Annotated in this window: 13 protein-coding genes; 3 read left to right on the forward strand and 10 right to left on the reverse strand. The window is 72.7% G+C overall.

Going from position 1 to position 26,276, the window contains the following annotated elements; genetic code table 11:
• Nucleotides 1-10 precede the first annotated feature (10 nt).
• From AB0A63_RS36795 to AB0A63_RS36810, 4 genes are all read right to left on the reverse strand, one after another.
• Nucleotides 11-13,615: an amino acid adenylation domain-containing protein gene (locus AB0A63_RS36795; protein ID WP_360400037.1), complete on the reverse strand. Its 13,605-nt coding sequence runs from the start codon at nucleotides 13,613-13,615 to the stop codon at nucleotides 11-13.
• A 76-nt stretch (nucleotides 13,616-13,691) separates the two neighbouring features.
• Entirely contained in the window at nucleotides 13,692-15,014 is a 1,323-nt protein-coding gene (locus tag AB0A63_RS36800) for a serine hydrolase domain-containing protein (protein ID WP_360400040.1), read from the reverse strand.
• Between the two features lie 295 nt (nucleotides 15,015-15,309).
• The gene (locus tag AB0A63_RS36805) at nucleotides 15,310-15,513 is read right to left on the reverse strand and encodes an MbtH family NRPS accessory protein (protein ID WP_360400043.1); all 204 of its coding nucleotides are present in this window, start codon (nucleotides 15,511-15,513) and stop codon (nucleotides 15,310-15,312) included.
• Between the two features lie 480 nt (nucleotides 15,514-15,993).
• Nucleotides 15,994-16,260, reverse strand: a complete 267-nt coding sequence (locus AB0A63_RS36810) for a UBP-type zinc finger domain-containing protein (protein ID WP_360400046.1) — start codon at nucleotides 16,258-16,260, stop codon at nucleotides 15,994-15,996.
• A gap of 56 nt (nucleotides 16,261-16,316) precedes the next feature.
• Here AB0A63_RS36810 and AB0A63_RS36815 point away from each other — a divergent pair, with 56 nt between their 5' ends.
• Entirely contained in the window at nucleotides 16,317-17,984 is a 1,668-nt protein-coding gene (locus tag AB0A63_RS36815) for an FAD-dependent oxidoreductase (protein ID WP_360400049.1), read from the forward strand.
• Entirely contained in the window at nucleotides 17,984-19,399 is a 1,416-nt protein-coding gene (locus AB0A63_RS36820) for an ATP-binding protein (protein WP_360400052.1), read from the forward strand. The genes AB0A63_RS36815 and AB0A63_RS36820 overlap by 1 nt, the downstream gene beginning before the upstream one ends.
• Here the strand turns inward: AB0A63_RS36820 and AB0A63_RS36825 are convergent.
• The 6 genes from AB0A63_RS36825 to AB0A63_RS36850 are packed head-to-tail and all read right to left on the reverse strand — an operon-like array spanning nucleotide 19,337 to nucleotide 25,374.
• Nucleotides 19,337-20,743, reverse strand: a complete 1,407-nt coding sequence (locus AB0A63_RS36825; RefSeq protein WP_360400055.1) for a glutamate decarboxylase — start codon at nucleotides 20,741-20,743, stop codon at nucleotides 19,337-19,339. The two genes, AB0A63_RS36820 and AB0A63_RS36825, sit on opposite strands and share 63 nt — an antisense overlap.
• Before the next feature lie 30 nt (nucleotides 20,744-20,773).
• Complete coding sequence (locus AB0A63_RS36830; RefSeq protein ID WP_360400058.1) at nucleotides 20,774-21,754, reverse strand: aldo/keto reductase; 981 nt, start codon at nucleotides 21,752-21,754, stop codon at nucleotides 20,774-20,776.
• On the reverse strand, nucleotides 21,751-22,062 hold the full coding sequence (locus AB0A63_RS36835) for an L-rhamnose mutarotase (RefSeq protein WP_360400061.1): 312 nt from the start codon (nucleotides 22,060-22,062) through the stop codon (nucleotides 21,751-21,753). Before AB0A63_RS36835 ends, AB0A63_RS36830 begins: the two co-directional genes overlap by 4 nt.
• A gap of 39 nt (nucleotides 22,063-22,101) precedes the next feature.
• Nucleotides 22,102-22,986 carry a sugar phosphate isomerase/epimerase family protein gene (locus tag AB0A63_RS36840; protein ID WP_360400064.1) on the reverse strand — a complete coding sequence of 295 codons (885 nt, stop codon included), beginning with the start codon at nucleotides 22,984-22,986 and terminating at the stop codon, nucleotides 22,102-22,104.
• A gap of 22 nt (nucleotides 22,987-23,008) precedes the next feature.
• Complete coding sequence (locus AB0A63_RS36845; protein ID WP_360400067.1) at nucleotides 23,009-24,340, reverse strand: D-arabinono-1,4-lactone oxidase; 1,332 nt, start codon at nucleotides 24,338-24,340, stop codon at nucleotides 23,009-23,011.
• Nucleotides 24,341-24,342: 2 nt separating this feature from the next.
• A complete protein-coding gene (locus AB0A63_RS36850) occupies nucleotides 24,343-25,374 on the reverse strand; it encodes an NAD-dependent epimerase/dehydratase family protein (RefSeq protein WP_360400070.1) in 1,032 nt (343 codons plus the stop codon).
• A gap of 264 nt (nucleotides 25,375-25,638) precedes the next feature.
• On the opposite strand from AB0A63_RS36850, the gene AB0A63_RS36855 reads away from it, so the two are divergent.
• Nucleotides 25,639-26,190, forward strand: coding sequence for an NUDIX domain-containing protein (locus AB0A63_RS36855; RefSeq protein ID WP_360400073.1), 552 nt, complete (start codon nucleotides 25,639-25,641; stop codon nucleotides 26,188-26,190).
• Nucleotides 26,191-26,276: the final 86 nt, after the last annotated feature.

Genomic DNA, 26,276 nt, shown 5'->3' on the forward strand with positions numbered 1-26,276 from the left:
TGGTGTCTCCTCACAGTTCCTGGTTGGCGCCGTCTTCGAGGGCGAGTCGTTCGAGCTCGAGCAGGATCTTCTCCTCGACCAGCCCCGCCAGGTCGGCGACCGTGCGGGCGGTGAGGACGTCGTGCGGGGTCAGCGGTACGTCGAAGGCCGCGCGGCACCGGGACGTGACGAGCAGGCTGCGCATCGAGTCGCCGCCGAGTGCGAAGAAGTCGTCCTCGGCGCCGACGCGCTCCACGCCCAGCACCTCGGCCCAGATGCCGGCCATGACCTCCTCGGTCTCCGTCCTGGGCGCCACGTACGGCGCGGCGGACGCGGTGGCCGACGGTTCCGGCAACGCGGCCCGGTCGACCTTCCCGTTGGTGCTCAGCGGAAGCGCGTCGAGCACCATGAACACCGAGGGCACCATGTAGTCGGGCAGGGTCCGTCCCGCGAACGCGGCCAGCTCCGCGGGTTCCAGTGCCCGAGCGGGGTCGGCGGGCACCAGGTAGGCCACGAGCTGCTTGCCGCCGAGGGAGTCCTCGCGGACCACCACGACCAGCCCGCCCACGCCGGGGTGCCGGCCCAGGACCGCTTCGACCTCGCCGAGCTCGATGCGGAACCCGCGCAGCTTCACCTGGTCGTCGGCGCGGCCGGCGAACTCCAGCACGCCGCCGGGCAGCCACCGCACGACGTCGCCGGTGCGGTACATCCGCTCCCCCGGCGCACCGAACGGGCAGGCGACGAACCGGGACGCGGTCAGGCCCGGCCGGTCGAGGTAGCCGCGGGCCAGGCCGGCCCCGGCGAGGTACAGCTCGCCGGGCACGCCGACCGGAACGGGCCGCAGCCGCTCGTCCAGCACGTAGGTGGCCATGCCGTCGAGCGCGGAGCCGATGGGCACGGTGTCCGGCACGTCGTCCTGGCCGGTCATCCGGTGGGAGGTGGCGAACGTCGTGGTCTCGGTGGGTCCGTAGCCGTCGACCACCACCAGTCCGGGGCAGGCCGCCATGACCCGGCGAACCGCGGCGGCGGGCACGACGTCACCGCCGGTCCACACCTCGCTCACGCCCGCCAGGCAGTCCGGCGAGTCCTGCGCCAGCACCCGGAACAGGCCCGCGGTCAGCCACAGCGCCGTCACGCCGTGCGCGGTGATCTGCTCGCGCAGTGCGGCCGCGTCCAGGTCCTGCGGCGGCGCGACGACCACCCGGCCGCCGCGCAGCAGGGGCACCCACAGCTCGTAGGTGGAGGCGTCGAACGCCAGCGGTGAGTGCACCAGCACGGTCCGGTGGGCCGGGCCGTCGAACCGGGAGTCGAGCGCGAGCGCCACCACGTCCCGGTGCCGCACCGCCACACCCTTCGGCGTGCCGGTGGAGCCGGAGGTGAACTCCACGTAGGCGAGGCCGTCGGGGTGTCCGGCCACGGCGGGCCGTTCGGCTGACGTCTCACCGCCGGGGACGACGACGTGCCCGTCGAACGGGACGGTGTCGGAGTCGGTGATCAGCACCCGGCTCCCGGCCTGGTCGAGCACGAGCCCCTGGCGTTCGACCGGCGCCCGGCTGTCCAGCGGCAGGTAGGCGCCGCCCGCCTTGAGCACGGCGAGCACCGCGACCACCACGTCGGCCGACCGGCGCAGCAGCAGCCCGACGCGTTCCTCCGGCTGCACACCGAGCGAGATCAGCCGCTGTGCCAACGCGTTCGCGCGGGCGTCCAGCTCGGCGTAGGTGAGCGACGTGCCGCCCGCGACCACCGCGGTCGCGTCCGGGGCCTGGTCCACCCTGGCGGCGAACAGCTCGGCCACGGTCGCGTCCGGGACGCTGCTCTGCACGCGCTCCGGGAGGACGAGCCGGCGTTCGGCGTCGTCGAGGAGGTCGACCTCGCCCAGCGCGCGGCCGGGGTCGGCGGTCAGACCGCGCAGCACCGCGGTCAGGTGACCGGCGATGCGCTCGACCGTGGCGAGGTCGAACAGGTCGGGGTCGTAGCTGAGCCGGAACTCCAGCTCCGCGCCGGGCCGGACGCCCAGGCTGAGCGGGAAGTTGGTCGTCTCGACCGCGTCCAGGTCGCGCAGCACGACGCCGTGGGCCGCGGCCTCGTCGATCGGGTAGTTCTCGAACACCACGATGCTGGCGAACAGGTCGACGCCGCCCGGCACGTCGCTCCAGGCCTGGAGGTCGGCGAGCGCCACGTGCTCGAACCGCCGCGCCTCCGCCTGGTCGGCCTGCAAGCGCCGCAGCCACGCCGCGACCGGTTCGTCCGGCACGACCTCCGTGCGCACCGGCAGGGTGTTGATGAACATGCCCGTGATGGCGTCCGCGCCGGGCAGGTCGGCCGGGCGGCCGGAGACCGTGGAGCCGAAGCACACGTCGTCCTGGCCGCTGTAGCGCGCCAGCAGCAGCGCCCAGGCGCCCTGCACGACGGCGTTGAGCGTCAACCCGTTGCGCTGGGCGAACTCGCGCAGCTCGCCGCCGGGCAGGGTGACCGTGGTCCAGGCGGCGGTCCGGGTGGCGTGACCCGGTGCGGCGGGGCGGTCGAGCGGCAGCGGGGTGGGTGCGGCGAACCCGCCGAGCACCCGCCGCCAGTGCTCCTCCGCCTCGGTCGCGTCCTGTGCGGCGAGCCAGCGCAGGTAGTCGCCGAACGGCCGGCGGGCCGGCAGGTCCGGCTCGCGACCGGCGGTGAACGCCGCGTAGCAGGTGAAGACGTCGGTCAGCACCTGGAACGTGCTCCACCCGTCGAGCAGCACGTGGTGGAACGTCCAGCCGACCCGCACGGAGGTGTCCGACTCGCGCGTCAGCTCCAGCCGCAGCAGCGGCGCGGTGCCGAGGTCGAGCTCGCCGCCGGTCCCGTCGTTGATCGGCACGTCGACCGTGCGGCAGACCACCTGCACGGGCCGGTCGACGCCCTCCCACACGACGCGGCTGCGCAGGACGGGGGTCCGTGCGACGACCTCGCGCCACGCACGGGCCAGCGCCTCGACGTCCGTGACGCCGTCGAGGACGAACGAGATCCGTTCGGTGTACAGGCCTTCGTGGCCGTGGGACAGGCTGTGGAACACCATGCCCGCCTGCATCGGCGTCAGCGGGTAGACGTCCTCGACGGCGCGGCCGTCGCCGACGATCCGGTCCACCGCGGGCTGGTCGAGGCCCGCCAGCGGGAAGTCCGACGGTGTCCGGCCGCCCGCTCCCGGCCGGGCGCAGTGCGCGACGATCTCCCGCAGCGCCACCGCCATCGCCTCGGCCAGCACGCGCACGGTCGGCTCGTCGTGGACCTCGTCGCTGTAGTACCAGGTGAGCTGCAACCGCTTGTCCTGCACCGCGCCGACGACGTCGAGCAGGTGGTGGCGGGGCGTGTCCGGTGCGGCGTCGGCGCTGATCCCACCGGCCGTGCGCACCGCCGTGCCCGCCACGCCGTCGAACTGCCCGAGGTAGTTGAACGCCACCGCCGGCTGCACCCCGCCGTACCGCGCGCCGAAGCCGATGCCGCGGCGGGGCACCGCGCGCAGCCGTTCCTTGGTGGCCTTGAGCACCGCGCCCCAGTCCCCCGCCGGCACGTCGAGCGCCACCGGGAACACCGCGGTGAACCAGCCGACCGTGCGGGACAGGTCGACGCCGTCGAGGAAGTCGCCGTCGCGGCCGTGGCCCTCCAGGTCCACGAGCACCCGGTCGCGGCCGGTCCACCCGGCCAGCACCCGTCCCAACGCGCTCAGCAGCACGTCGTTGACCTGCGTGCGGTACGCGGCGGGCACGTCCTGCAACAGGGCCCTGGTCTCCTGGGCGTTCAGCTCGACGGTGACGCCCCGCACGGAACCGGTCGTGCCGGTGCCGGTGCGGTCCACGGGCACGCCCGGGTCACCGGTGACGCCGGCCCAGTGCCCGGCCTCGTCGTCGAACCCGCCGGCCGCGGTGTGCTCGGCCAGCCGCAGCGCCCAGTCGCGGAACGACGTGGTCCGCGCCGGGAGGAGGACCCGTTCACCGCGCACGGCCTGGAGGTAGGCGGTCTCCAGGTCCTCCAGCAGCACCCGCCACGACACGCCGTCCACGACGAGGTGGTGCGCGGTGAGCCGGACCCGGTGCGACGTGAGCGGCGTGGCCCGCAGCAGCGGTCCGCGTCCCAGGTCGAAACCGTCCACCTCGGACAGGACGTCAACGGGTCCGACCGGCGGGTTGTGCTGCTGCCAGCCGGTCGCGGTGTGCTCGAACCGCATCCGCAGGGCGTCGTGGTGCTCGACCAGTGCCGCCAACGCCGTGCGCAACGCCGTGCGGTCGACCTCGTCGGTGAACTCCACCTCGACGACCTGGTCGAAGTGCTCGGGGTGCGGCGGTTCCGCGTCGAGGAACCACCGCTGGATCGGGGTCAGCGGGACGTCGCCGGTCACCGGGCCCCGCGGCACGTCCTGCTGTTCCGCGGCGACCGCGGGCACGGCGGCGGCGAGCGCGGTGACGGTCGGACGGCTGAACAGGTCGCGTGGCGCCAGGGCGTACCCGGCCTGCCGGGCGCGCGACACGACCTGGATGCTGATGATCGAGTCACCGCCCAGCTCGAAGAAGTCGTCCTCGACGCCGACCCGGTCGAGCCCCAGCACCTGCGCCCAGATGCCGGCGAGCACGCGCTCGGTCTCCGTGCGCGGCTCGACGTGCCGGGTGCCGGTCGTCTCCCACTCCGGTGCGGGCAGCGCCTTGCGGTCGAGCTTCCCGTTGCCGGTCAACGGGAGCCGGTCCAGGTGCACGAACGCCGAGGGCACCATGTGCTCGGGCAGCGTCTGCGCGAGGAACCCGCGCAGGTCGGCGCCACGGCCACCGACGACGTACCCGACGATGACCTTGCGCCCGGCGTGCTCGCGGACGTCGGCGACGGCGGCGGTGACGTCGTCGTGGGCTTCGAGCGCGGCCTCGATCTCGCCGAGCTCGATGCGGAAGCCGCGGATCTTGACCTGGTGGTCGGCGCGGCCGAGGTAGTCGAGCCGGCCGTCCTTCCAGCGCGCCAGGTCTCCGGTGCGGTACATGCGGGAGCCGGGCGCGCCGAACGGGTCGGCGACGAACCGGGACGCGGTCAGGCCGGGCCGCTTGAGGTAGCCGCGCGCCAGGCCGGCGCCGGCGACGTGCATCTCGCCGACGACACCGGGCGGGACCGGTCGCAGGTCCTCGTCGAGGACGTACACGCGCAGGTCCGGGATGGGTTCGCCGACGGTGCCGTCTGCGGGCGTCCACGTGACGTGCACGGTGGTCTCGGTGATGCCGTACATGTTGATCAGCTCGCCGGGGCCGTTCCAGGCCGCGAGCTTGCGCACGTCCAGCGCCTCACCGCCGAAGACGACGTAGCGCAGGCTGAGGTCTCGCGGCTGTTCGGCGATGAGCTGGTAGAACGCGGACGGCGTCTGGTTGAGGACCGTGACCCGTTCCCGTGCCAGCAGGTCGGCGAACTCGCGTGGCGAGCGCGACACCTCGTGCGGCACGACGACGAGCCGGCCGCCGTGCAGCAGCGGTCCCCACAGCTCCCAGACGGAGAAGTCGAAGGCGTAGCTGTGGAACAGGGTCCACACGTCGTCGGCGCCGAACCCGAACCAGGCGTCGGTGGCCGAGAACAGCCGGGCCACGTTGGCGTGCGGGACGACGACGCCCTTGGGCTTGCCGGTGGAGCCGGAGGTGTAGATGACGTACGCGGGGTTCTCCGGCCGCAGCACGACGTCCGGTGCGGTCGAGGGCAGCCCGGACAGGTCCGGCAGCTCGGTCAGCACGGTCACCGGCCGGGTGTCCTCGACCATGCCCGCGATCCGGTCCTCCGGGTAGGACGGGTCGATCGGCAGGTAGGCCGCGCCGGACTTGAGCACGCCCAGCACCGCCACGACCAGGTCGGTGGACCGCGGCAGCCGCAGCGCGACGTACTCCTCCGGTCCCGCACCGCGGTCGGCGAGCAGGTGTGCCAGCCGGTTGGCGCGGGCGTCCAGCTCGGCGTAGGTCAGGTGCTCGTCCCCGCAGGTGACCGCGACGGCGTCCGGGGTGCGCGCGGCCTGCTCGGCGAACAACCGCGGCAGCGTCGCCACCGGGTAGTTCCCGCCGGTGGGGTTCCACTCGACCAGCACCTGCTCGCGTTCGGCGTCGTCGAGCAGCCGCAGCTCGCGCAGCGGCCGGTCCTGCTCAGCCAGCAGGTCGTCCAGGAGCAGCCGCAGGTGCCCGCCGAGCCGCTGCACGGTGGCCTCGTCGAACAGGTCGGGGTCGTGGTCGAGCTCGACGACCAGGTGCCGGCCGGGCGAGACCACGACGGTGAGCGCGTAGTTGGTGGGCTCGTGCGCGTAGACGTCGTGCAGCCGCAGGCCGTGCTCGGCCATGGCGTCCTCGTCGAACGGGTAGTTCTCGAACACGAGGATGCTGTCGAACAGGTTCGCGCCGCCGGGCAGGTCGCTCCACCCGCGCAGCCGCGACAGGGGCACGTGCTCGAAGCGCCGCGCCTCCGCCTGGTCGGCCTGCAGCTCGCGCAGCCACGACAGCTGGTCGCGGCCGCGGTCGACGGCGACCCTGGTGGGCACGGTGTTGATGAACATGCCGACCGTCGACTCGACACCGGGCAGGTCGGCGGGCCGGCCGGACACGGTGGTGCCGAACACGACGTCGGACGTGCCGGCGTAGCGGGCCAGCAGCACCGCCCAGGCGCCCTGCACCACGGTGTTCACGGTCAGGCCGTTGCGCTGGGCCGCTTCGCGCAGCCGTTCGGTGCTCTCGGCGCTCAGCTCGAACCGGACGGTGCCACCGGACTGGGCGCGGTGCGCGTCCACGGGGCGGCGGTCGAACGGCAGCGGCGTGGTCTCGGCGAAGCCGTCGAGCACCCTCCGCCAGTACCTCTCGGCCTCGGCGCCGTCCTGGCGGTCCAGCCAGTGCAGGTACTCGCGGAACGGCGGGCGGGCCGTGGCCGGTCCCGCGGTGCCGCGGGTGATGGCCGCGTGGTGCTCGCAGACCTCGGTGAACAGCTGGGCCGCGCTCCACCCGTCGAGCAGGACGTGGTGGAACGTCCACAGCACCAGCACCTCGTCGTGCGCCAGGCGGGCGATCGCGACGCGCATCAGCGGTGCGGCGGTCAGGTCCATCCCGGCCGCGCGGTCGCTCTCCAGCAGCGCGTGCAACTCGGCGTCCTCGTCGAGGCCGGTCCAGTCGAGGTGGGTGACCGGCAGGGTCACCTCGGGCCGCACGCGTTGCAGCGGTTCGGCGAGCCCGTCCCACACGACCTCGCTGCGCAGCACGGCGTTGCGGTCCACGACCCGTTGCCAGGCCTCGGCCAGCGCGTGCGGGTCGGTCACGCCGGTGAGCCGGAAGCGGACCTGGTTGAAGTAGGCGCCGGAGGTGGTGCCGTCGACCAGGCCGTGGAACACCATGCCGGCCTGCATCGGCGTCAGCGGGTAGAGGTCCTCGACGTCGCGGCCGTCACCGGTGAGCCGGTCCACCGCCGCCTGGTCCAGGCGTGCCAGCGGGAAGTCCGAGGGCGTGCGACCGCCGGAACCCGGCCGGGAGCAGTGGACCACGACCTCGCGCAACGCCGTGGCCAGTGCCTCGGCCAGGCGCCGCACGGTCGTCTCGTCGTGCACCTGGTCGCTGAAGTACCAGGTGAGCTCCAGGCAGCCGTGCTCGACCGCGCCGACGACGTCGAGCAGGTGCGGGCGCGGCGCCCGCGGTGCGCCGTCGAGCTCCAGGCTGCCGCGCACGGCGTGCAGCACGCCGCCCTCGACGCCCGTCCAGTCGAGCCGGCCGAGGTAGTTGAAGCTGATCTGCGGGCCACCGGTGCCGGGCTCGTGCAGGGCACCGTGGCCGATGCCCTTGCGCGGCACCGCGCGCAGCTGTTCCTTGACCGACTTGAGGACCGGTCCCCAGTCGCCTTCCGGCACGTCGAGGGCGACCGGGAAGATCGAGGTGAACCAGCCGACCGTGCGGGACAGGTCGACGCCGTCGAGCACGTCCTCGCGGCCGTGGCCCTCCAGGTCCACCGGCACCCGCGAGCGGCCGGTCCAGTCGGCGAGCACCCGGCCGAGTGCGCTCAGCAGCACGTCGTTGACCTGCGTGCGGTACGCGCCGGGCACGTCCTGCAGCAACGCCCTGGTGGTGTCGCCGTCGAGCCGCACGGAGACGGCGCGGGTGGACCCGGCGGTGTTGGGGCCGTCGTGGTCGACGGGCAGGGACGGGTCCACCGCCGCGGTCGCGGTCCAGTGGTCGCGTTCGTCGTCGAACCCGCCGTCGGCGGTGTGCCGGGTGAGCCGGTGCGCCCAGTCGCGGAACGACGTCGTCTTGGCGGCCAGCCGGACGGGCTCACCGCGGGCCGCCTGGTCGTAGGCCGTGACGAGGTCTTCGAGCAGCACGCGCCACGACACGCCGTCCACGACGAGGTGGTGGATCGTCAGGCGCAGCACCGACTCGTGCAGCTGGGCGTGCAGCAGCGGCCCGGTCGCGAGGTCGAAACCCGTGCAGGGGCTCGTGGTCAGCAGCTCGGCCGGTTCGGCCGCCGCGTTGTGCTGGCGCCAGCCGGAGTCCGTGCGCTCGAACCGCATCCGCAGCGCGTCGTGGTGCTCCACCAGCGCGGCCAGGGCCGTGCGCAGGGCGTTGACGTCCACATCGGACGCCAGCTCGGCGGTCAGGACCTGGTTGAAGTGCTCGGGGTGGTCGGGGTTCGTGGCGAACAGCCAGCGCTGCACCGGTGTGAGCGGCACGTCCCCCACGACCCGGCCCTGGTCGGTCTCGGCCGGTCCGGCGACGGTCGCCACGGTCGCGAGCGCCGCCACGGTGGGGTGGCGGAACAGGTCGCCGGGGCTCAGCGACAGCCCGGCCTGCCGGGCGCGCGACACCACCTGGATGCTGAGGATGGAGTCGCCGCCCAGCTCGAAGAAGTTGTCGCCGGCGCCGACGCGGTCGACGCCGAGCAGCTGCGCCCAGATCCCGGCCAGCACGGCCTCCGGTCCGTCGGCGGGGGCGACGTGCGCGCCGGTGGCGGTGGCCCACACCGGGTCGGGCAGGGCGTGCCGGTCGACCTTGCCGCTCGCGTTGAGCGGCAACGCCTCCACTACGACGAACGCGGACGGCACGAGGTAGTCGGGCAGCACGCGGCCGAGGAACTCCCGCAACGCCGCCGCTTCGGGTGCGGTGTCCACGGCGGTCAGGTAGGTCACCAGCCGTCTGCGGCCGGTGTCGTCGACCCGCACGACCGTCACCGACTGGCCGACCGCCGGGTGCGCGGACAGGGCGGTGTCGACCTCGCCCGGTTCGACGCGGAACCCGCGGATCTTGACCTGGTCGTCGGTGCGGCCGACGAACTCGACGGTGCCGTCGGGCCGCCACCGCACCAGGTCGCCGGTGCGGTACATCCGCTCCCCCGGCGCTCCGAACGGGTCGGCGACGAACCGGTCCGCGGTCAACCCCGGCCGGCCCGCGTACCCCCGCGCGAGCCCGGAGCCCGCGATGAACAGCTCGCCCGGCACGCCGACCGGGGCGGGTGTCAGGCTCTCGTCGAGCACGCGCAGCCGCATGCCGTCCAGCGGGCGGCCGATCGGCACCACGTCGTCCACTGAGTCGGCGTCGGCCATGCGGTGCGAGGTCGCGAAGGTGGTGGTCTCGGTGGGGCCGTAGCCGTCGACCACGACGATGCCGGGGCAGGCGCGCAGCACCCGGCGGACCGCGGGGGCGGGCACGACGTCGCCGCCGGTCCACACCTCGCGCAGCCCGGCCAGGCAGTCGGGGTCGTCCTGCGCGATGACCCGGAACAGGCCGGCGGTCAGCCAGAGCCCGGTCAGCCCGTGCCCGGTGACGAGGTCGCGCAACCGGTCCGCGTCCAGGTCCTCCGCCGGGGCGACCACGACGGTGCCGCCGGAGAGCAGCGGCACCCACAGCTCGTAGGTGGTGGCGTCGAACGCGGGCGCGGAGTGCAGCAGGACCCGCTCGTGCGCGCCGCCGGTGAACCGCCGGTCGCGGGCGAGGTCGGTGACGTCGCGGTGCCGCACGGCCACGCCCTTGGGCACGCCGGTGGAGCCCGAGGTGTGCATGACGTAGGCCAGCTGGTCGGGGTGCACGACCACGTCCGGCGCGGAGGTCGCCCCGTCCTGGTCACCCAGCACGACGACGTGGCCCTCGTGGACCTCCCGCGCGGTGGCCTGCCAGGTCCGGTCGGTGAGCACGACGGCGGCGCCGCTGCCCGCCAGCAGGACGGCCAGGCGTTCGGCGGGTGCCCTGGTGTCGAGCGGGACGTACGCGCCGCCCACCTTGAGCACGGCCAGCTCGGCGACCACGAGGTCGGCCGAGCGGCCCAGCAGCACCGCGACCGGTTCCTCCGCGCGCAGTCCGTGCCGCAGCAGGTGGTGCGCCAGGCGGTTGGCACGGGCGTCGAGCTCGGCGTAGGTCAGCGTGGTGCCGCCGGCGACGACGGCCTCGGCCTGCGGCGTGCGGCGGACCTGGTCGGCGAACAGGGCCGTGATCGTGGCGGCGGGCCGGTCGACGGCGGTGTCGTTGAACGCGTCGAGGACCTGGTGGCGTTCCTGCCGGTCGAGCAGCGGGAGCTCGCCCAGCGGCCGGCCGGGTTCGGTGGCCACGGCCTCCAGCAGGGTCCTGAGGTGACCGGCCATCCGCTCGATCGTGGTGGCGTCGAACAGGTCGGTGTTGTACTCCAGGGTCAGCTCCAGCGCGCCGTCCCGCGGCCAGAACTCCACCAGCAGCTCGAACCGCGCCCGCGGCCGGGGCAGGTGGTGCTCGGTGACGTCCAGGTCGCCGACCGCCGTGGATCGCACCATCTCCTGCTGCAGCACCACGAGCGCCTGCACGAGCGGGGTGCGGCTCGGGTCGCGGTCGGGCCGCAGCTCGTCGACGAGCCGGTCGAACGGCACCTCGTCGTGGGCGAACGCGTCGCGCACGGTCTCGCGCACGTCGGCCAAGAAACGCTCGAACGGCACAGCCGGGTCCACTGTGGACCGCAGGACGAGGGTGTTGACGAAGAAGCCGACGAGGTCGTCGAGCTCGGGCCGGCCACGTCCGGCGGAGGCGGTGCCGACGGCCACGTCGCGGCGGCCGGTGTAGCGGGCCATCAGCAGCTGCACGGCGGCGGCCAGCGTGGTGAACAGGGTGGTGCCACCGGTGTGACCGACCTCGGTCAGGCGCTGCACCAGCTGTCCCGGCAGGGTTTCGCGGTGCACGGCACCGCGGGTGGTGCGCTGCGCGGGGCGGGGCCGGTCGGTGGGCAGGTCGAGGGGTTCGAGGCCCGCGAGGGCGGTGCGCCAGTGGTCGAGCTGGCCGGTGACGGCCGGGTCCTCGACGCGGCGGCGTTGCCAGGCCGCGAAGTCGCCGTAGCGGACGGGCAGCGGCTTCAGGTCGGGTGTTGTTCTTCGAACCGCGGCCCGGTACAGCTCCAGCAGGTCGTCGACCTGGACCCGGACCGACCAGCCGTCGGTGACGATGTGGTGCTGGTCGAGCAGCAGCACGTGGTCGTCGTCGGCGAGCGTGGCCAGCACGGCGCGCGCCACCGGGCCGGTGCTCAGGTCGAACGGCGTGGTCAGCTCCTCCGCGCACAGCCGGTCGAGCGCCTCGTCCCGGTGTGCGGCAGCGGAAAGGTCCTCCACGCGCAGCGGCACCACCGCGGCCGGGGTGATGACCTGCACGCCGCGGCCGTCGACCTCGGCGAAGGTGGTGCGCATGGTCTCGTGCCGTTCGGCCAGGCCGTTCAGCGCGGTCCGCAGGGCGTCGAGGTCGAGCGGGCCGCGCAACCGCAGGGCGACACCGGTGTTGTAGTCGGTGCCCGTCGGGTCGATCTTGTGCTGCAACCACAACCGTTGCTGCGCCGGGGACAGCGGCAGCACGGCGTCGTGCGGCACCGCGGTGATCCGGTCGTCCGCCGCGATGGGCAGGCGGTCGGCGAGCAGGTCGGCCAGACCCGCGACGGTCCGCGCGTCCAGCAGGTCGCCGGTGGACAGCGGCACGTCGAGCGCCGTGCGCAGCCGGGACACGACCCGCAGGGCCTGGATCGAGTCGCCGCCCAGGGACAGGAAGTCGTCCTGCGCGCCGACGCGGCCGGGGTCGACCGCGAGGACCTCTGCCCAGGCCTGCGCGATGGCGCGTTCGGCGGGGGTGCGCGGTGCGACGTGCGCGGTGCGCCGGTCGAGGCCCCAGTCGGGGGCCGGCAGCGCCTTGCGGTCGACCTTCCCGTTGGTGTTGAGCGGAAGGCGGTCCAGCGCCACGAACGCCGACGGCACCATGTAGTCGGGCAGCGTCCGCAGGAGGAAGTCGCGCAGCCCGTCGTCGGACGGTGCGGTGCCCACGACGTGGGCGACCAGGCGCTTGACGCCGTTGTGGTCGAGCTGCGCCTGCACCGCGGCCTGCACGACGCCGGGGTGCTTGGCCAGCACGGCCTCGACCTCCGCGGTCTCGACCCGGAAGCCGCGGATCTTGACCTGGTCGTCGACGCGGCCGACGAAGTCGACGGTGCCCTCCGGCGTCCAGCGGACCAGGTCGCCGGTGCGGTACATGCGGTCGCCCGGCGCACCGAACGGGTCGGCCAGGAACCGGTCAGCGGTCAGGCCGGGCCGGTTGAGGTAACCGCGGGCCAGTCCCGTGCCCGCGATGAACAGCTCGCCGGTCGCCCCGTCCGGCACCGGGTCCAGGTCGTCGTCCAGCACGTGCAGGCGCATGCCGTCCAGGGCCGTGCCGATCGGCAGGACGTCGGGCACCGAGCCGAGGTCGGGCAGCGGGTGGCTGGTGGCGAACGTGGTGGTCTCGGTGGGGCCGTAGACGTCCACCACGGTCAGGCCGGGACACGCCTCCAGCACCCGCCGCACCGCTGCCGCGGGGACCACGTCACCGCCGGTCCACACCTCCCGCAGACCCGTCAGGCACGCGGGGTCGTCCTGCGCCAGCACGCGGAACAGGCCGGACGTGACGAAGATCCCGGTGACGCCGTGCTCGCCGATCGCCTTGCGCAGCACCGGTCCGTCCACGTCACCGGGAGGCGCGATGACGGCGGTGCCGCCGGAGAGCAGCGGCACCCACAGCTCGTAGGTGGACGCGTCGAACGCCATCGGCGAGTGCACCAGCACGCGATCGTGCGCACCACCGCTGAACCGCGCGTCACGGGCGAGGTCCACGACGTCGCGGTGCCGTGCCGCCACGCCCTTCGGCACACCCGTGGAGCCGGAGGTGAACACGACGTACGCGAGGTTGTCCGGGTGGACCTCCGCCAGCCCACCCGTGCCCTCGTGCGCCTCCTCGTCGCCCACGACCAGCACGTGGCCGATGTGCACGCGGTCGGCGACCGCCTTCCACGTGGTGTCGGTGAGCAGCAGCGACGCACCGGCTTCCGCCAGCACGGTCGTCATCCGCTCGTCGGGCGCACGGGCGTCGAGCGGCACGTACGCGCCACCGGCCTTGAGGACGGCGAGCAGTGCCACCACGAGCTCGGCCGACCGCTCCACCAGCACGCCGACCGGCCGCTCCGGCCGCACCCCCAGCGCCGGCAGGCACCGGGCGAGCCGGTCCGACCGCGCGTCCAGCTCCGCGTAGGTGTGCTCGCCGTCCTCGGCGACCACCGCCAGCGCGGTGGGCGTGCGCCGGACCTGCTCGGTGAACAGGCCGACCACCGTGTCGCGCGACTGGGAGCAGAGCGGTGTGCCGGCGGGCACCGTCTCGTGGAGCGTCATCGCCGTTCAACCTCTTTCGGGCGCGCAGCAGCGCCACGGGTACTGGGGGAAGGGGGTGCGGGGACCTGCGGCGGGGTCAGGCCACGTCGCGGTCGCGGCCTCGCCGGCCGGCGACCCGGCCGCCGATCTGGATGCGGTCGATCCGGCCGCTGCGCGGATCGCGCAGGAAGCGGCCGGGGTGACCGGTCGCGCCGCCGGCGAGCTCGGTCACCGAGAACACGAACCCGTCGTGGACCGCGAGCCGCGCGGCCGGTTCGTCGTCGACGACCAGGTGCAGCTCGTCGCCCCGCACGACGACCGAGAAGGCGGTGTCGCCGTTGACGTACGTGCCGGTGCACTCGCCCGGGATGGACGCGCGCGGTTCGGCGTTGATCGTCGCGGCGCTGTCGGCGAGGTCGATGCCGGCCGCGCGCAGCTCGGGCAGCAGGTCGCGCCAGAGGGCGGCACCCGTCGAGGAGTTCGCGGTCAGCGCGACGACCGTGCCGGACGCGGGGTTGAGCCGCAGGTGGCAGGACGTGCCGTCGGCGGTGCCGTCGTGGCCGAACCAGCCGGCGCCGTGGCTGCGGAACAGGGCGAGCCCCAGCCCCCAGCCGTCGGCCAGGCCGAACGGGTCCGCTCCGGGCACCGGCCTGCGCATCTCGGCGAGGTGCTCGGGCGTGACCAGGCCGGGGTCGATGCCGCCGTGTCGCGGGTCGAGGTGCATCCGCGCGAGCTCGACCAGGTCCGCGGCACTCGCGGTGAGCCCGCCCGCCGGCGCCTCGACCGGCGTCAGCTCCTGCTCGACGGGCCGCACCAGCCGCAGCGCGCGGTTGACGGTGTGCCCGCTGGCGGCCGGGGTGACGTCCTCGGCGCCGGCGATGAACCCGAGCTCCAGACCGAGCGGCTTGAGCAGCACGGCGCGGAGCGCCTCCGCCCACTCCATGCCGGTGACCGCCTCGATCAGGCGTCCGACCAGGGCGTAGCCGGTGTTGGAGTAGGAGAACCCGGCTCCCGGCGGCTGCACGACGTCCCGCACGGAGGCCGCGAGCGCCGCCCGGTCGTCGGCGGCGATGAGCTCCGACTGCAGGCCGCCGGTGTGGCTCAGCAGGTGGCGGGCGGTGAGGACGTCGGCGTTGGCGCCGAGCGCCTGCCGCAGCTCGGGCAGGTACTCCACGACCGGCTCGTCCAAGTCCACGTCGCCGTCCGACACCAGAACCATCAACAGCGTCGCCGTGAATGTTTTGGTGATTGATCCGATGGGCACCTTGCTGTCCCGCCGCACCACGCAACCCGTGCCGTGCCGCTCTTCGCCGAACTCGAATTCCCAGGCCTCGCCGCCGCACCGGACCACGAGTTGCGCGCCCGGCACGTCATTGGCGAGAGCCGTTCGTCCGAGCACCCCGCGTAAGTGGTTCACCATCACCCTTCCGTAGAACTCCGCAAAAAGCTGAATACCGGGCACATATAACCCGTGACAAACCTTGGTACCCGCCGCAACCGCACCTCACACAAATTCCACGCTGTCCCGAATAACATTCAGAATCCATGCACACGATCGACAGCAGGACAGCGTCGAACAACTCCGCAGATCAATGCCTGCGGAGTCCCGAAGTGAGTTCTGCGGTGTACGGCGAACTGTGCGCCGGGCCCTGCCGCAGCGGGCGCCGTTCACCTGGCCGTCGACTCCGGCCGCCCCTGCGGACAACGGCGAGTGATCAGCCGTTCTGTTCGGCCGCCATCTGTTCACGCAGGCTACGGGGCCGCATGTCGGTCCAGACGGTGTCGACGTGGTCCATGCACTCCTGCCGCGACCCCTGCTTGCCCTCGGCACGCCAGCCGTGCGGGACCTCTTTGCCCAAAGGCCACAACGAGTGTTGCTCCTCGTCGTTCACCAGGACCTGGTAGGTGTCGTCGGTCACAACTTTCTCCTTCTTCTGTCGATCGTCAGCAGCGGATGCGGACGTGCCGGAGCCCAGCCGAATCCCGATCACCCGAGGGGAACCCGCGCAGAAACCAGCCACGAACGCAATCCGAGGACAACAGTGTCTCCCCGACACTGCCGCAAACACCGCCGAAAGGAGCATTCTTGATATGTCCACATTCCGACATCAAAAGTTCATATGTTTAGGAATCTGCGACATCGGGAAGCGGGGCGTTACCCGAGAGTTCCTTGCTTTTCCCGCAGGCAGGACGGCCAGGAGCTGCCCATCGGATTCGACCCGCCAATGCGGGTAGGAGCGGTACGTGGCAAGACAACCCGCACCACAAAAGGACTTCGACGGACTGTCCCGTGAATCCCCGCGGCGGAGACGTCGCCGCGGCGTTCTGTCCATCTGGAGTGGAATGACGAGCGCGGTGCCTCGGCCGACGCAAACTCAGCCGGCCGGGCGCCGCGCGGCTCACACGAGCGTGCTGTCCACGAAGCACCAGCGCCAGGCCTCGCCCGGCTCGAACGAGCGGATGATCGGGTGCCCCTCCTCGGCGAAGTGCTTCGAGGCGTGCTTGGCCGGCGAGGAGTCGCAGCAGGCGACCTTGCCGCAGCCCAGGCACAGGCGCAGGTGGACCCACCTGCCTCCGGTGGCCAGGCAGTCCTCGCAGCCCTCCGTCGTGCTGGGGGTGGGCTCCGGGCCCAGGTCGGCGACGTGTTCGCAGGTGGTGGTGGTCACGGCCCGACGGTACCTCCATTGCAGCTTTCAACAACTTCTGGTGTTTGACTGGGCGCATGACGACTGCCGGTCGCGTCGCGCGGCCTTCGATTCTCACGGTGGACGACGACCCGGCCGTGTCCCGGTCGGTGGCGCGCGACCTGCGGCGGAAGTACGGCGAGCAGTACCGCGTGGTGCGGGCGGAGTCCGGGCCGCAGGCGCTGGAGGCGCTGCACGAGATCAAGCTGCGCGGTGAGGAGGTCGCGGCGCTGCTGGCCGACCACCGGATGCCGCAGATGAGCGGCATCGAGTTCCTCGAACAGGCGATGGACGTGTTCCCGCAGGCACGGCGGGTGCTGCTGACCGCCTACGCCGACACCGACGCGGCGATCCAGGCGATCAACGTCGTGGACCTCGACCACTACCTGCTCAAGCCGTGGGACCCGCCGGAGCAGAACCTCTACCCGGTGCTCGACGAGCAGCTGCGGGCGTGGGCGGTGAGCGACCGGCAGCCGCCGCAGCGGGTGCGGGTGGTCGGGCACCGCTGGTCGCCGCGGTCCTACGAGGTGCGCGACTTCCTGGCGCGCAACAACGTCCCGTTCCGCTGGCACGCGCTCGACGAGCCGGAGGCGCGCTGCCTGCTGACCGCGGCGCACCAGGACGGGACGACGCTGCCGGTCGTGGTCACGGCTTCGGGCAAGGCACTGGTCGACCCGTCCGACGCGGAGCTCGCCGCCGAGGTGGGCCTGAGCACGCAGCCGTCGGCCGACTTCTACGACCTGATCGTCGTCGGCGGCGGCCCCGCGGGCCTCGGTGCCGCGGTGTACGGCGGGTCGGAGGGCCTGCGGACCGTCCTGGTGGAACGGATCGCGACCGGCGGCCAGGCCGGTACGAGCAGCCGCATCGAGAACTACCTGGGCTTCCCGGACGGCGTGTCCGGCGGGCAGCTGACCGAACGGGCCCGCAGGCAGGCGGTGAAGTTCGGCGTGGAGCTGCTCACCACCCGTGACGTCGTCGCGCTCGAACGCCGGGGTGCCGCGCGAGTCGTGCGGTTCGGCGACGGCACCGAGCTCTCCGCCCACACCGTCATCCTCGCCACGGGGGTGTCGTACCGGTTGCTGAACGCGCCCGGCCTCGGCGAGCTGACCGGCCGGGGCGTGTACTACGGCGCCTCGACGACCGAGGGCCCGAACTGCGCGGGCCAGGACGTGTACCTGGTCGGTGGCGCGAACTCAGCGGGCCAGGCGGCCGTCTACTTCTCCGGGCACGCGCGCAAGGTCGTGATCCTGGTGCGCGGCGACTCGCTGGAGCAGTCGATGTCGCGGTACCTGATCGACCAGCTCGACGCGATCGGGAACGTGGAGGTCCGCCCCCACACCGAGGTCTGCGGCGGCGCGGGTGAGGGCCACCTGGAGACGCTGACGCTGCTGAACAACAAGACCGGCGAGACGACGGCGGTCCCGGCGACTTGGCTGTTCGCGTTCATCGGCGCCGCCCCGCGCACGGACTGGCTGGACGGCACGCTGGAGCGCGACGAGCACGGCTTCCTGCTCGCCGGGCCCGACCTCGGCACCTCCCCGCCCGGCTGGGACCTGGAGCGGGCGCCGTACCACCTGGAGACGAGCCTGCCCGGCGTGTTCGTGGCGGGCGACGTCCGCGCGGAGTCGGTGAAGCGCGTCGCGTCCGCGGTCGGCGAGGGCGCCATGGCCGTCACGCTGGTCCACCGCTACCTGGAGAGGTCCTGATGCAGCGGCTCACCCCGGCGGAACTGCGCGAGCTGTTCCTGTTCGAGGAGCTCGACGACGCGCAGCTGGACTGGCTGGCCGCCCACGGTCACGTCGAGACCCGCGCGGCGGGCACCCCCGTGCTCACCGAGGGCGAGCCGGCGACGTGCTTCTTCGTGCTGCTGGGAGGAACCGTCGCGCTGTGCCGCACCATCGGCGGCCAGCGCATCGAGGTGAGCCGCAGCGACCTGCGCGGCTCGTACTTCGGCGCCACCCAGGCCTACCTGGAGCTCGACCAGCCCACCTACCAGATGACCGTCGAGTCGATCACGGCCACGTCGATGCTGCAGTTCGACGCCGACGAGTTCGGCCCGATGGTCCGCACGTGGTTCCCGATGGCCATGCACCTGCTGGAGGGCCTGTTCTGGGGCATGCGCAACACCCAGGCGACGGTGGGCCAGCACGAACGCCTCACCGCGCTCGGCGCGTTGTCCGCGGGTCTGACCCACGAGCTGAACAACCCGGCCGCGGCCGCCGTGCGTGCCACCGCGGCCCTGCGCGAACGCGTCGCGGGCATGCGCCACAAACTCGCCCTGCTCGCCCAGGGCGCGCTCGACCCGTCCGAACTGCCGGCGTTGGTGAAGCTGCAGGAGAAGGCGGTCGAACGGGTCGCCAAGGCACCGAAGCTCAGCCCGCTGGAGACCAGCGACGCCGAGGACGAGGTCTCCGACTGGCTCGACGACCACGGCGTCAGCGGCGGCTGGGACGTGGCACCGGTCCTGGTCGCGGGCGGCCTGGACGTCGAGTGGCTGGAGACCTCGCTGCTGCCGTGCCCGGCGGCCGTCACCGGTTCGGCCGTGCACTGGCTGCGGTACACGGTCGAGACCGAGATGCTGATGAACGAGATCGAGGACGCCACCACGCGGGTGTCCACCCTGGTCGCCGCCGCGAAGCAGTACTCGCAGATGGACCGCGCACCGTTCCAGGTGGTCGACGTGCACGAGCTGCTGGACTCCACCCTGGTCATGTTCGGCGGCAAGTTCGGCGACGTGCGGGTGGTGAAGGACTACGACCGGACACTCCCCTCCGTCCCCGCCTACGCCGGCGAGCTGAACCAGGTGTGGACGAACATGATCGACAACGCGCTGAGCGCGATGGGCGGGTCGGGCACGCTGACCTTGCGGACGTTCCGGCGGGACCGGCACCTCGTGGTGGAGATCGGTGACACCGGCCCCGGCATCCCGGCGGCGGTGCGGAGCCGGATCTTCGAGCCGTTCTTCACCACCAAACCGGTCGGTGAGGGCACCGGGCTCGGGCTGGAGATCTCCTGGCGGATCGTGGTGAACAAGCACCACGGCGACATCCGGGTGGAGTCACAGCCGGGTGACACGCGGTTCCAGGTCCTCCTTCCGCTGGAAGCTGCTGTAGGAGCCTGACCCTCCTGCGGCCGTCAAGGTGATCTCCGCGCTCCGCGGCACCACGTCGTTGCCCCGCTGGACGGGCAGTACCGCATCGGCGCGCAGCGCGGTGACCGCGTCGGCGATGTCGTCCGCGAGCCGGCGGGCGAGCACGTCGGAGAGGTCGTTGCGGCAGACGATCCGCGCGACCGTGACGTCCGCCTGGTCGGCCGGGAGTGCGTAGGTGGGCACGAGCCAGCCGCGCCGGCGGAGGCGGTCGGCGAGGTCGGTGACGCTGAAACCGGCGTCGTGGTGGGTGGTGAACGCGACCAGGGGCAGGTGGTCCGTGCGGGAGACCACCCGCAGCTCGGGGAACTGGCCGAGGTGCGCGGTCAGCGCCAGGGCGAGGTCGCGGCAGCGCCGCATGACGGCCCGGTAGCCCTCCGCCCCCAGGCGGAGGAACTGGTAGTACTGCGCGATGACCGGTGCGACGGGCCGGGTGAACGACAGCGTCTGGGTGGACATGCGGCCACCGGTGTAGTCGGTCGAGAACCCGATCTCGGCGGGCACCACGCTCGGGTCGCGCCACACGATCCACCCCAGCCCCGGAGCGACGAGGCCGTACTTGTGCCCGGACGTGTTGATCGAGCTCACCCTGGGCAGCCGGAAGTCCCACACCAGCGCGGGGTCGAGGAACGGTGCCACCATCCCGCCGGAGGCCGCGTCGACGTGCACCGGCACGTCCACGCCGTCGCGGGCGCACCGCCGGTCCAGCGCGGCGCACACCTCCTGCACCGGTTCGTAGAAGCCGTCGTAGGTGGTGCCGAGCACGGTCACCACGCCGATGGTGTCGCTGTCGCACAGGTCGGCCGCGATCTCCGGGTCGATGCCCGAACCGCCTTCCCGCACCGGGACCTGCCTCGCCTCGACGTCCCAGTAGGCGCAGAACTTCGCCCAGCACACGTGCACGGCGGTGCTCATGACCAGGTTGGGCCGCCTGCCGGAGCCGCCGGCGCGGGAGCGCCACCGCATCAGCATCGCGAGCCCGCCGAGCATGCAGGCCTCGCTGGAACCGCCGGTCGACGTGCCGACCGCGCTGTCCGGGCCGGGGGCGTGCCACAGGTCGGCGAGCGCCGCGACGCACCGCTGCGCCAGGTCGGCCGTGTGCAACGGCTGCACGCCGTCGACGGTGTTGTGGTAGAGGAAGTCGGCCATCAGCCGTTCGGCCTCCGGCTCCATCCCGGTGGTGATGAACGTCGCCAGGTTCTGCTGTGGCCGCACGTCCGGGCGCAGCTCGTCCTGCACCGCCTGGTACGCCGTGCCCGCCGCCGTCGGCTCCTGCGGCAGCCGCCAGCCGGTGGAACTTCTCTGCAGCTCAAACATCACACACCTCAACTGGAGATCGGAGGAACATCAGCCGGCCGCCTTCTCGAAGCTCTTCGGCAGCGGCACGGGAACGGTCGGGGAGAGCAGGTTCTCGGCGCGCAGGTCGGACCAGACGCCGGCGGGCACGTCGCCGGCGGCCATCGCGACGTTCTCGGTGACCTCGGCCGCCGACCGGGCACCGACCACGACCGCCCGCACCGCCGGGTGCCCGAACGGGAAGTGCAGCGCCGCCCGCGGGAGCGGGACGCCGTGCCGGCGGCAGACTCCGGCGATCCTGCGGGCGCGCTCGACCAGCGCAGGCGGTGCCGTCGTGTAGTCGTGCGTGGCGTCGGCAGGGACCTCGTGGCGGGCCAGCAACCCGGAGTTGAAGACACCGGCCGCCACCACGGAGACGTCCCGTTCCGCGCACAGCGACAGGAAGTCCAGGGTCGCGGCGTGTTCGAGCACCGTGTACCGGCCGGCCAGCATGACGTGGTCCAGGGGATGCGCCAGCACGAACGGCTCCGCCACCTCCCACCGGTTCACGCCCACGCCGATCCCGCGGACCACGCCCTGGGCCTTCAGCTCCGCCAGGGCCGGCAACGCCTCGCGCAGGACCTGCTCGGCGTGGTCGTCCGGGTCGTGGACGTAGACGAGGTCGACCCGGTCCAGGCCGAGCCGCGTCAGCGAGGCCTCCAGCGAGCGGCGCACCCCGTCCGCGCTGAAGTCCCACACCCGGCGGTGGGTCGCGGGCACCGCGAAGCCCTCGGCCAGGTCGTCACCGCCGCTGTCACGGGGTTCCAGCAGCCTGCCGACCTTGGTGGAGATGACGAACTCCGACCGGGGCCGGTCCGCGAGCGCTGCCCCGAGCCGCCGTTCCGACAGGCCGAGGCCGTAGTGCGGGGCGGTGTCGAAGTACCGGACACCGGCCTGCCACGCGGCGTCGACGGTGGCGCGGGCGTCCACATCGGACACGGGGCGGTACAGGTTCCCCAGTGCGGACCCGCCGAGGCCGAGGCCGTGGATCACGGCAGCTCCCACACGAACTTCGCGGTCGAGCTGCCCGAGTCGTAGTCGAGCGGGGCGTCGAGGAACTCGTCCATCCTCTTCTGCCACGGGATGTCCGCCGGGTGCCCGTGCATCTTCTCCATCATGGCCGCGTAGTCGTCCACCTCGACGACGTGGAACAGGTCGAGACCGCTGCGCCAGATCCGCCACGACCGCACCCCCGCCGCGCGCAGCGCAGCGTCGAGGTCGTCGGGAATCCGGGCGTGCGCGGCCTCGTAGGCGGCTTCCTTGCCCGGCTTGAGCCTGGTGTGCAGGACGACTGTCTCCATGGTGCCGGTACCTTCCGATCGGGTTGCCGGGGACGCGGGTCAGGGTGCGGGGGTGGACGCGGCGCGTTCGGCGAGCTTTCGCTTCACCAGCGGTTTGAGGAACGCGAGCCCTGCCCGCGCGTCGTGGTCGGGGTCGATCCCGCGGCGGTGGAACCCCGTCTCGGCCGTGAGGTAGCCGTCGAAACCCGTGTCGAGCAGGGCGTCGACCAGGCCCTCCCAGTCCTCGTCCCCGGAACCGGCCGGCAACCGCGTCTGCGTTCCCCTGGTGTCGGCGATGTGGATCTGGTGCAGGTCGGCGCCCATCAGGTGGACCTGGTCGGTGAGCGACTCCCGCCGGTAGCGGACGTGGCTGCAGTCGAACATCACCTTGACGTTCGGCCGTGCGATGTCCTCCATCAGCTCCATGGCGTCCTCGCCGCTCTCGCACAGGTTCGAGTTCTCCGCGAGCGGCTCGACCACCACCGTGAGGCCGTACTGCGCCGCGTCGTCGGCGACCAGGGCCAGGCATTCGCGCGACCACGCCCAGGCCTGCCGCCGCCGGGTGCCGAACACGACCCAGCCTGGCAGGTAGACCACCGCTCCGGCGCCCCACTCGGCGCACAGCTCGTTGATCGCGCGGTAGTGCTCCACGGTCGCTTCGCGTTCCTCGGCCATCGGAGAGCTCGGGTTGTAACCGGGTCCCCCGGTGGGCGCCGGGCCGATGCCGGAGACCTCCACGCCGTGGTCGTCGAGCAGGCTGCGCACCTCGCGCCGCCGGGCCGGGCTCAGGTACGGCGGAAAGGCGTGCGGTGCGGCGGCACCGATCTCGATGCCGTCGAAGCCGATGCGCGCCAAGCGCTTGACGGTCTCGTCCAACGTGTACGCGGGGACCCAGCTGCCGAAGCTGGAGTAGGACCAGGTGTGGTAGCCGAACTTGATCGCCATGAGCTTCCGCCTCTCGAAGGGGTCAGCGTTCGAAGAGCTCTCGGAGGTGCCCTCCGAGGAAGACGCCGTCCGGGTCCCAGGCCCTGCGCAGCTCCTGGAACCGGTCCCACTCCGGGTAGCGCGCGGCCAGCTCCCGGCCCGTGCGGAAGTGGACCTTGGCCCAGTGCGGGCGGCCGTCGAAGTCCCACAGCACCGAGTCCACGGCGCGCAGCGGTGCGACCCACCCCTCGGGGTCCCGTGCTGTCACGGGGTGCGTCACGCCGATGTGGCAGGTGGTGGCCTGCCTGCTCGGGCTGAGCCAGGCGGTGTCCGCGGCGGTGAAGCGGATGTCCACGGGTGCGCAGACGCGCAACCTGCCTCGGCGCACCTCCCCGGCCAGGGCGCGGACGGCGTCGGCCGCCCGGTCGAACGGGACGCTGTACTCGGTGCCCTGCACGGGTGGCGGCAGGTGGTGCAGGAGCGCGTCGTCGCACCGCATGACCTGCGCACCGCCCCGGCCGGCGGCCACAGCGGCCGCGTAGTGCGCGGCACCCGCGACCCGCGACGACCAGGAGTTGTTGCACAGGGCCGAAAGCAGGGCACCGGGCGGTCCCGGTGGCTGGGTCGGTGGCTCGTCCGTCGGCGCCGCCTCCCAGACGATCGCCTGGGAGGTGTGCGGGTACCACCAGAAGCCGCCGAAGTGGACTCCGCGGAACTCGTCGAGGTTCGCCAGCACCTCCGCCAGCGGCCTGCGCCGGACCACCTTGCGCAGCCGGTGGCCGGGCACGACGGTGAAGGTGAGGTCCAGGACCACGCCGAGGCACCCCAGGTGCACGCGGACGCCGTCGAGCTCCGGGTCGTCCCGCGTGATCGTGCGCACCCGGCCGTCCGCGGTGAGGATCCGCGCCGCCACGACGTGGCTGGAGAGCGTGCCGAGCCGGGGGCTGCTCCCGTGCGTGGCCGTGGCCACCACGCCGGCGACGGTCTGCTCGTCGATCGCGCTCTGGTTCGGCAACGCGAAGCCCGCCGCGGCGAGCTCCCGGTTCAGCTCGCGCATCGTCGTGCCCGCCCTCACCGTGACCGTCATGGCCGCCGGGTCGACGGCGACGACACCGCGGTGGTGGCGCAGGTCGACCAGCGTCCGGCCGGTCGGTGCGACGAGGTTCGCGTAGGAGTGCCCGGAGCCCACCACGCTGATGCCGCGTGCGCGTGCGGTGTCGTCGAGCACGATGTCGCGCAGCTGGTCCGCGGTGTCCGGAGCGAGGAGGCGGTCCGCGATGCCGCGGACCGCCCCGCTCCAGTTGGACCACGCCGTGCGCCGGTGTTCCCCGGTGGTGATCTCCGGTCCTGGTGTCACCCGCGGTGCGTCGGTCATCTCTACCTCGTGGTCAGCCGCTCGGCGAACTCGGCCGTCGTCATCCGCTCGGCCTGGCGCGACTCGAAGTACCACTCGGTGAGCCGCTTGAGACCGGTGTGGAACGGCACCTCGGGCGCCCAGCCGAGCCGCTCGAACGCCATGGCGGCGGACGCGACCCGGTTGTAGGGGCCGGTCGGCTTGTCGGGCAGCGGCTTGATCTCCGTGTCGGCCTGGCCGGTGAACTCCAGGATCATCCTGGCGGCTTCCTTGACCTGGATCGGCTCCTCGGTGCCGAGGTTGATCGCGCTGCCGTCGTGGACGCGCTCCCCGGCGAGGACCAGGCCGCGCACGATGTCCGTGACGTAGGTCCAGTTGCGGATCTGCGTCCCGTCACCCCAGACCTCGAAGGGCTTCTGCTGGATGAACGCCCGGCCCACCATGGCGGTCAGGGCGTGGCTCTCCGGGCAGCGCTCGCCGTAGACCGTGAACAGGCGGCACGACACCGACGGGAACCCGAGCTCGGCGTGGAGCGCGGCGAGCCGCTGCTCGGTCATCAGCTTGGCCCAGCCGTAGATCCCGTCCGCGTGGAACGGCGGCCCCACCTGCGGTTCCGAGAGCCGGACCTCCTCGTTCACGTCGGCCTGCAGGTCGACCGGGTAGACACAGCCGGAGGAGGCGAAGACGAAGTTCTCCACGCCCGCGTCGACCGCCGCCTGCGAGACCACGCCGTCCAGGACGAAGTTGCGCGAGCACGCGGCCTGGTGCAGCTCGATGAACCCTCTGCCGCCGTGGATCGCGGCGAGGTGGAAGACGACGTCGATGCCGCGCATCACCTCGGCGGCGAGCCGCGGGTCGCAGAGGTCGCCCTCCACGAACTCCCAGGCGGACTCCGGAACGTCGCTGAGGTTCTCCAGACGTCCCGAGCTGAGGTCGTCGGCGACGCGCACCCTGGCACCGGCACCGACGAGGTGCTCCACCAGGTGCGATCCGATGAACGAGCAGCCACCGGTGACCAGCACTCTTTTACCGCGCCAGAATTCCTGCTGGGTCATGAGGAGATTCCATTCGTGAGATCGGGTGACGGGTATTTCCGCGCGGCTGCCGGTGGGAGTTCTCGCCCGGCAGCCGGCCGTCGGCTGAAGGGAGTGTGTGACAGCCGGCATCGATCATCCAGAGCCCGTTCCAGTGTTCGGGACGGAATTCCGGCCAGGCCCGGCGGAGCGGAGTTCGTCCCACCGAACGGGACGGGAGGTGGTCCGGTGCGCAACAGGTCCATACCTTCCAGCGCGAACGCGATCACCGGAAGGCGGAGGACGATGCCTGGACCGCTCAACCCCGTGCAGTCGGACGCACTGCCCGCGGCACCCGTGCTCGACTGGCGCGACGGCCCCGGCACCGGAGGCCACGCCTGGGTGCCCGAGGAGCTCTACCGCGAGATCCTGGAACGGATGCCCGTCGTCTGCGTCGACACGCTCGTCGTCCGCGCCGGCGAGGCGCTGCTCACCCGGCGCAGCCAGGAACCCCAGGCGGGTTCCCTGTGGTTGCAGGGCGGGCGCATGCGCAAGGGCGAGCAGCTCGCCGAGGCCGCGGTGCGCACGGCCGAGCAGGAGTCAGGGCTGAGCGTGACCCTGTGCGGTGTGCTGGGGACGTTCTCCACCGTCTTCGAGGCCTCTGCGCACGGCGACTCCCCCACCCACACCGTCAACGTCACCTTCCTCGCCCTGGCCGAGCACGACGCCCGGCCGCGGGTCGACAGCACGCACGACGCCTTCGTCTGGTGGCCGCTGACGGAGCCCACCGGGAACGCCTACCTCGACCAGCTCCTCGCGCTGGCGGCGGAGCAGCTGGGCGTCGCCGGGCGGAGCTGAATTCACCCGGTGTCGCAATTCTGTGAATGTGCGCGGCATTCCGGTATTCGGCAATGGCGATTTCCTCGGACGACCCAACGGTTGGA

This window comes from Lentzea sp. NPDC042327 (genome assembly GCF_040647275.1).
GTDB lineage: Bacteria > Actinomycetota > Actinomycetes > Mycobacteriales > Pseudonocardiaceae > Lentzea.

Bases quoted from the DNA above. Each gene is read 5' to 3' on its own strand.
- AB0A63_RS36795 (WP_360400037.1), bottom strand. From the start codon at position 13,615: ATGACGCTCCACGAGACGGTGCCCGCCGGCACACCGCTCTGCTCCCAG.
- AB0A63_RS36800 (WP_360400040.1), bottom strand. From the start codon at position 15,014: ATGGTGAACCACTTACGCGGGGTGCTCGGACGAACGGCTCTCGCCAAT.
- AB0A63_RS36815 (WP_360400049.1), top strand. From the start codon at position 16,317: ATGACGACTGCCGGTCGCGTCGCGCGGCCTTCGATTCTCACGGTGGAC.
- AB0A63_RS36820 (WP_360400052.1), top strand. From the start codon at position 17,984: ATGCAGCGGCTCACCCCGGCGGAACTGCGCGAGCTGTTCCTGTTCGAG.
- AB0A63_RS36825 (WP_360400055.1), bottom strand. From the start codon at position 20,743: ATGTTTGAGCTGCAGAGAAGTTCCACCGGCTGGCGGCTGCCGCAGGAG.
- AB0A63_RS36835 (WP_360400061.1), bottom strand. From the start codon at position 22,062: ATGGAGACAGTCGTCCTGCACACCAGGCTCAAGCCGGGCAAGGAAGCC.
- AB0A63_RS36840 (WP_360400064.1), bottom strand. From the start codon at position 22,986: ATGGCGATCAAGTTCGGCTACCACACCTGGTCCTACTCCAGCTTCGGC.
- AB0A63_RS36845 (WP_360400067.1), bottom strand. From the start codon at position 24,340: ATGACCGACGCACCGCGGGTGACACCAGGACCGGAGATCACCACCGGG.
- AB0A63_RS36850 (WP_360400070.1), bottom strand. From the start codon at position 25,374: ATGACCCAGCAGGAATTCTGGCGCGGTAAAAGAGTGCTGGTCACCGGT.
- AB0A63_RS36855 (WP_360400073.1), top strand. From the start codon at position 25,639: ATGCCTGGACCGCTCAACCCCGTGCAGTCGGACGCACTGCCCGCGGCA.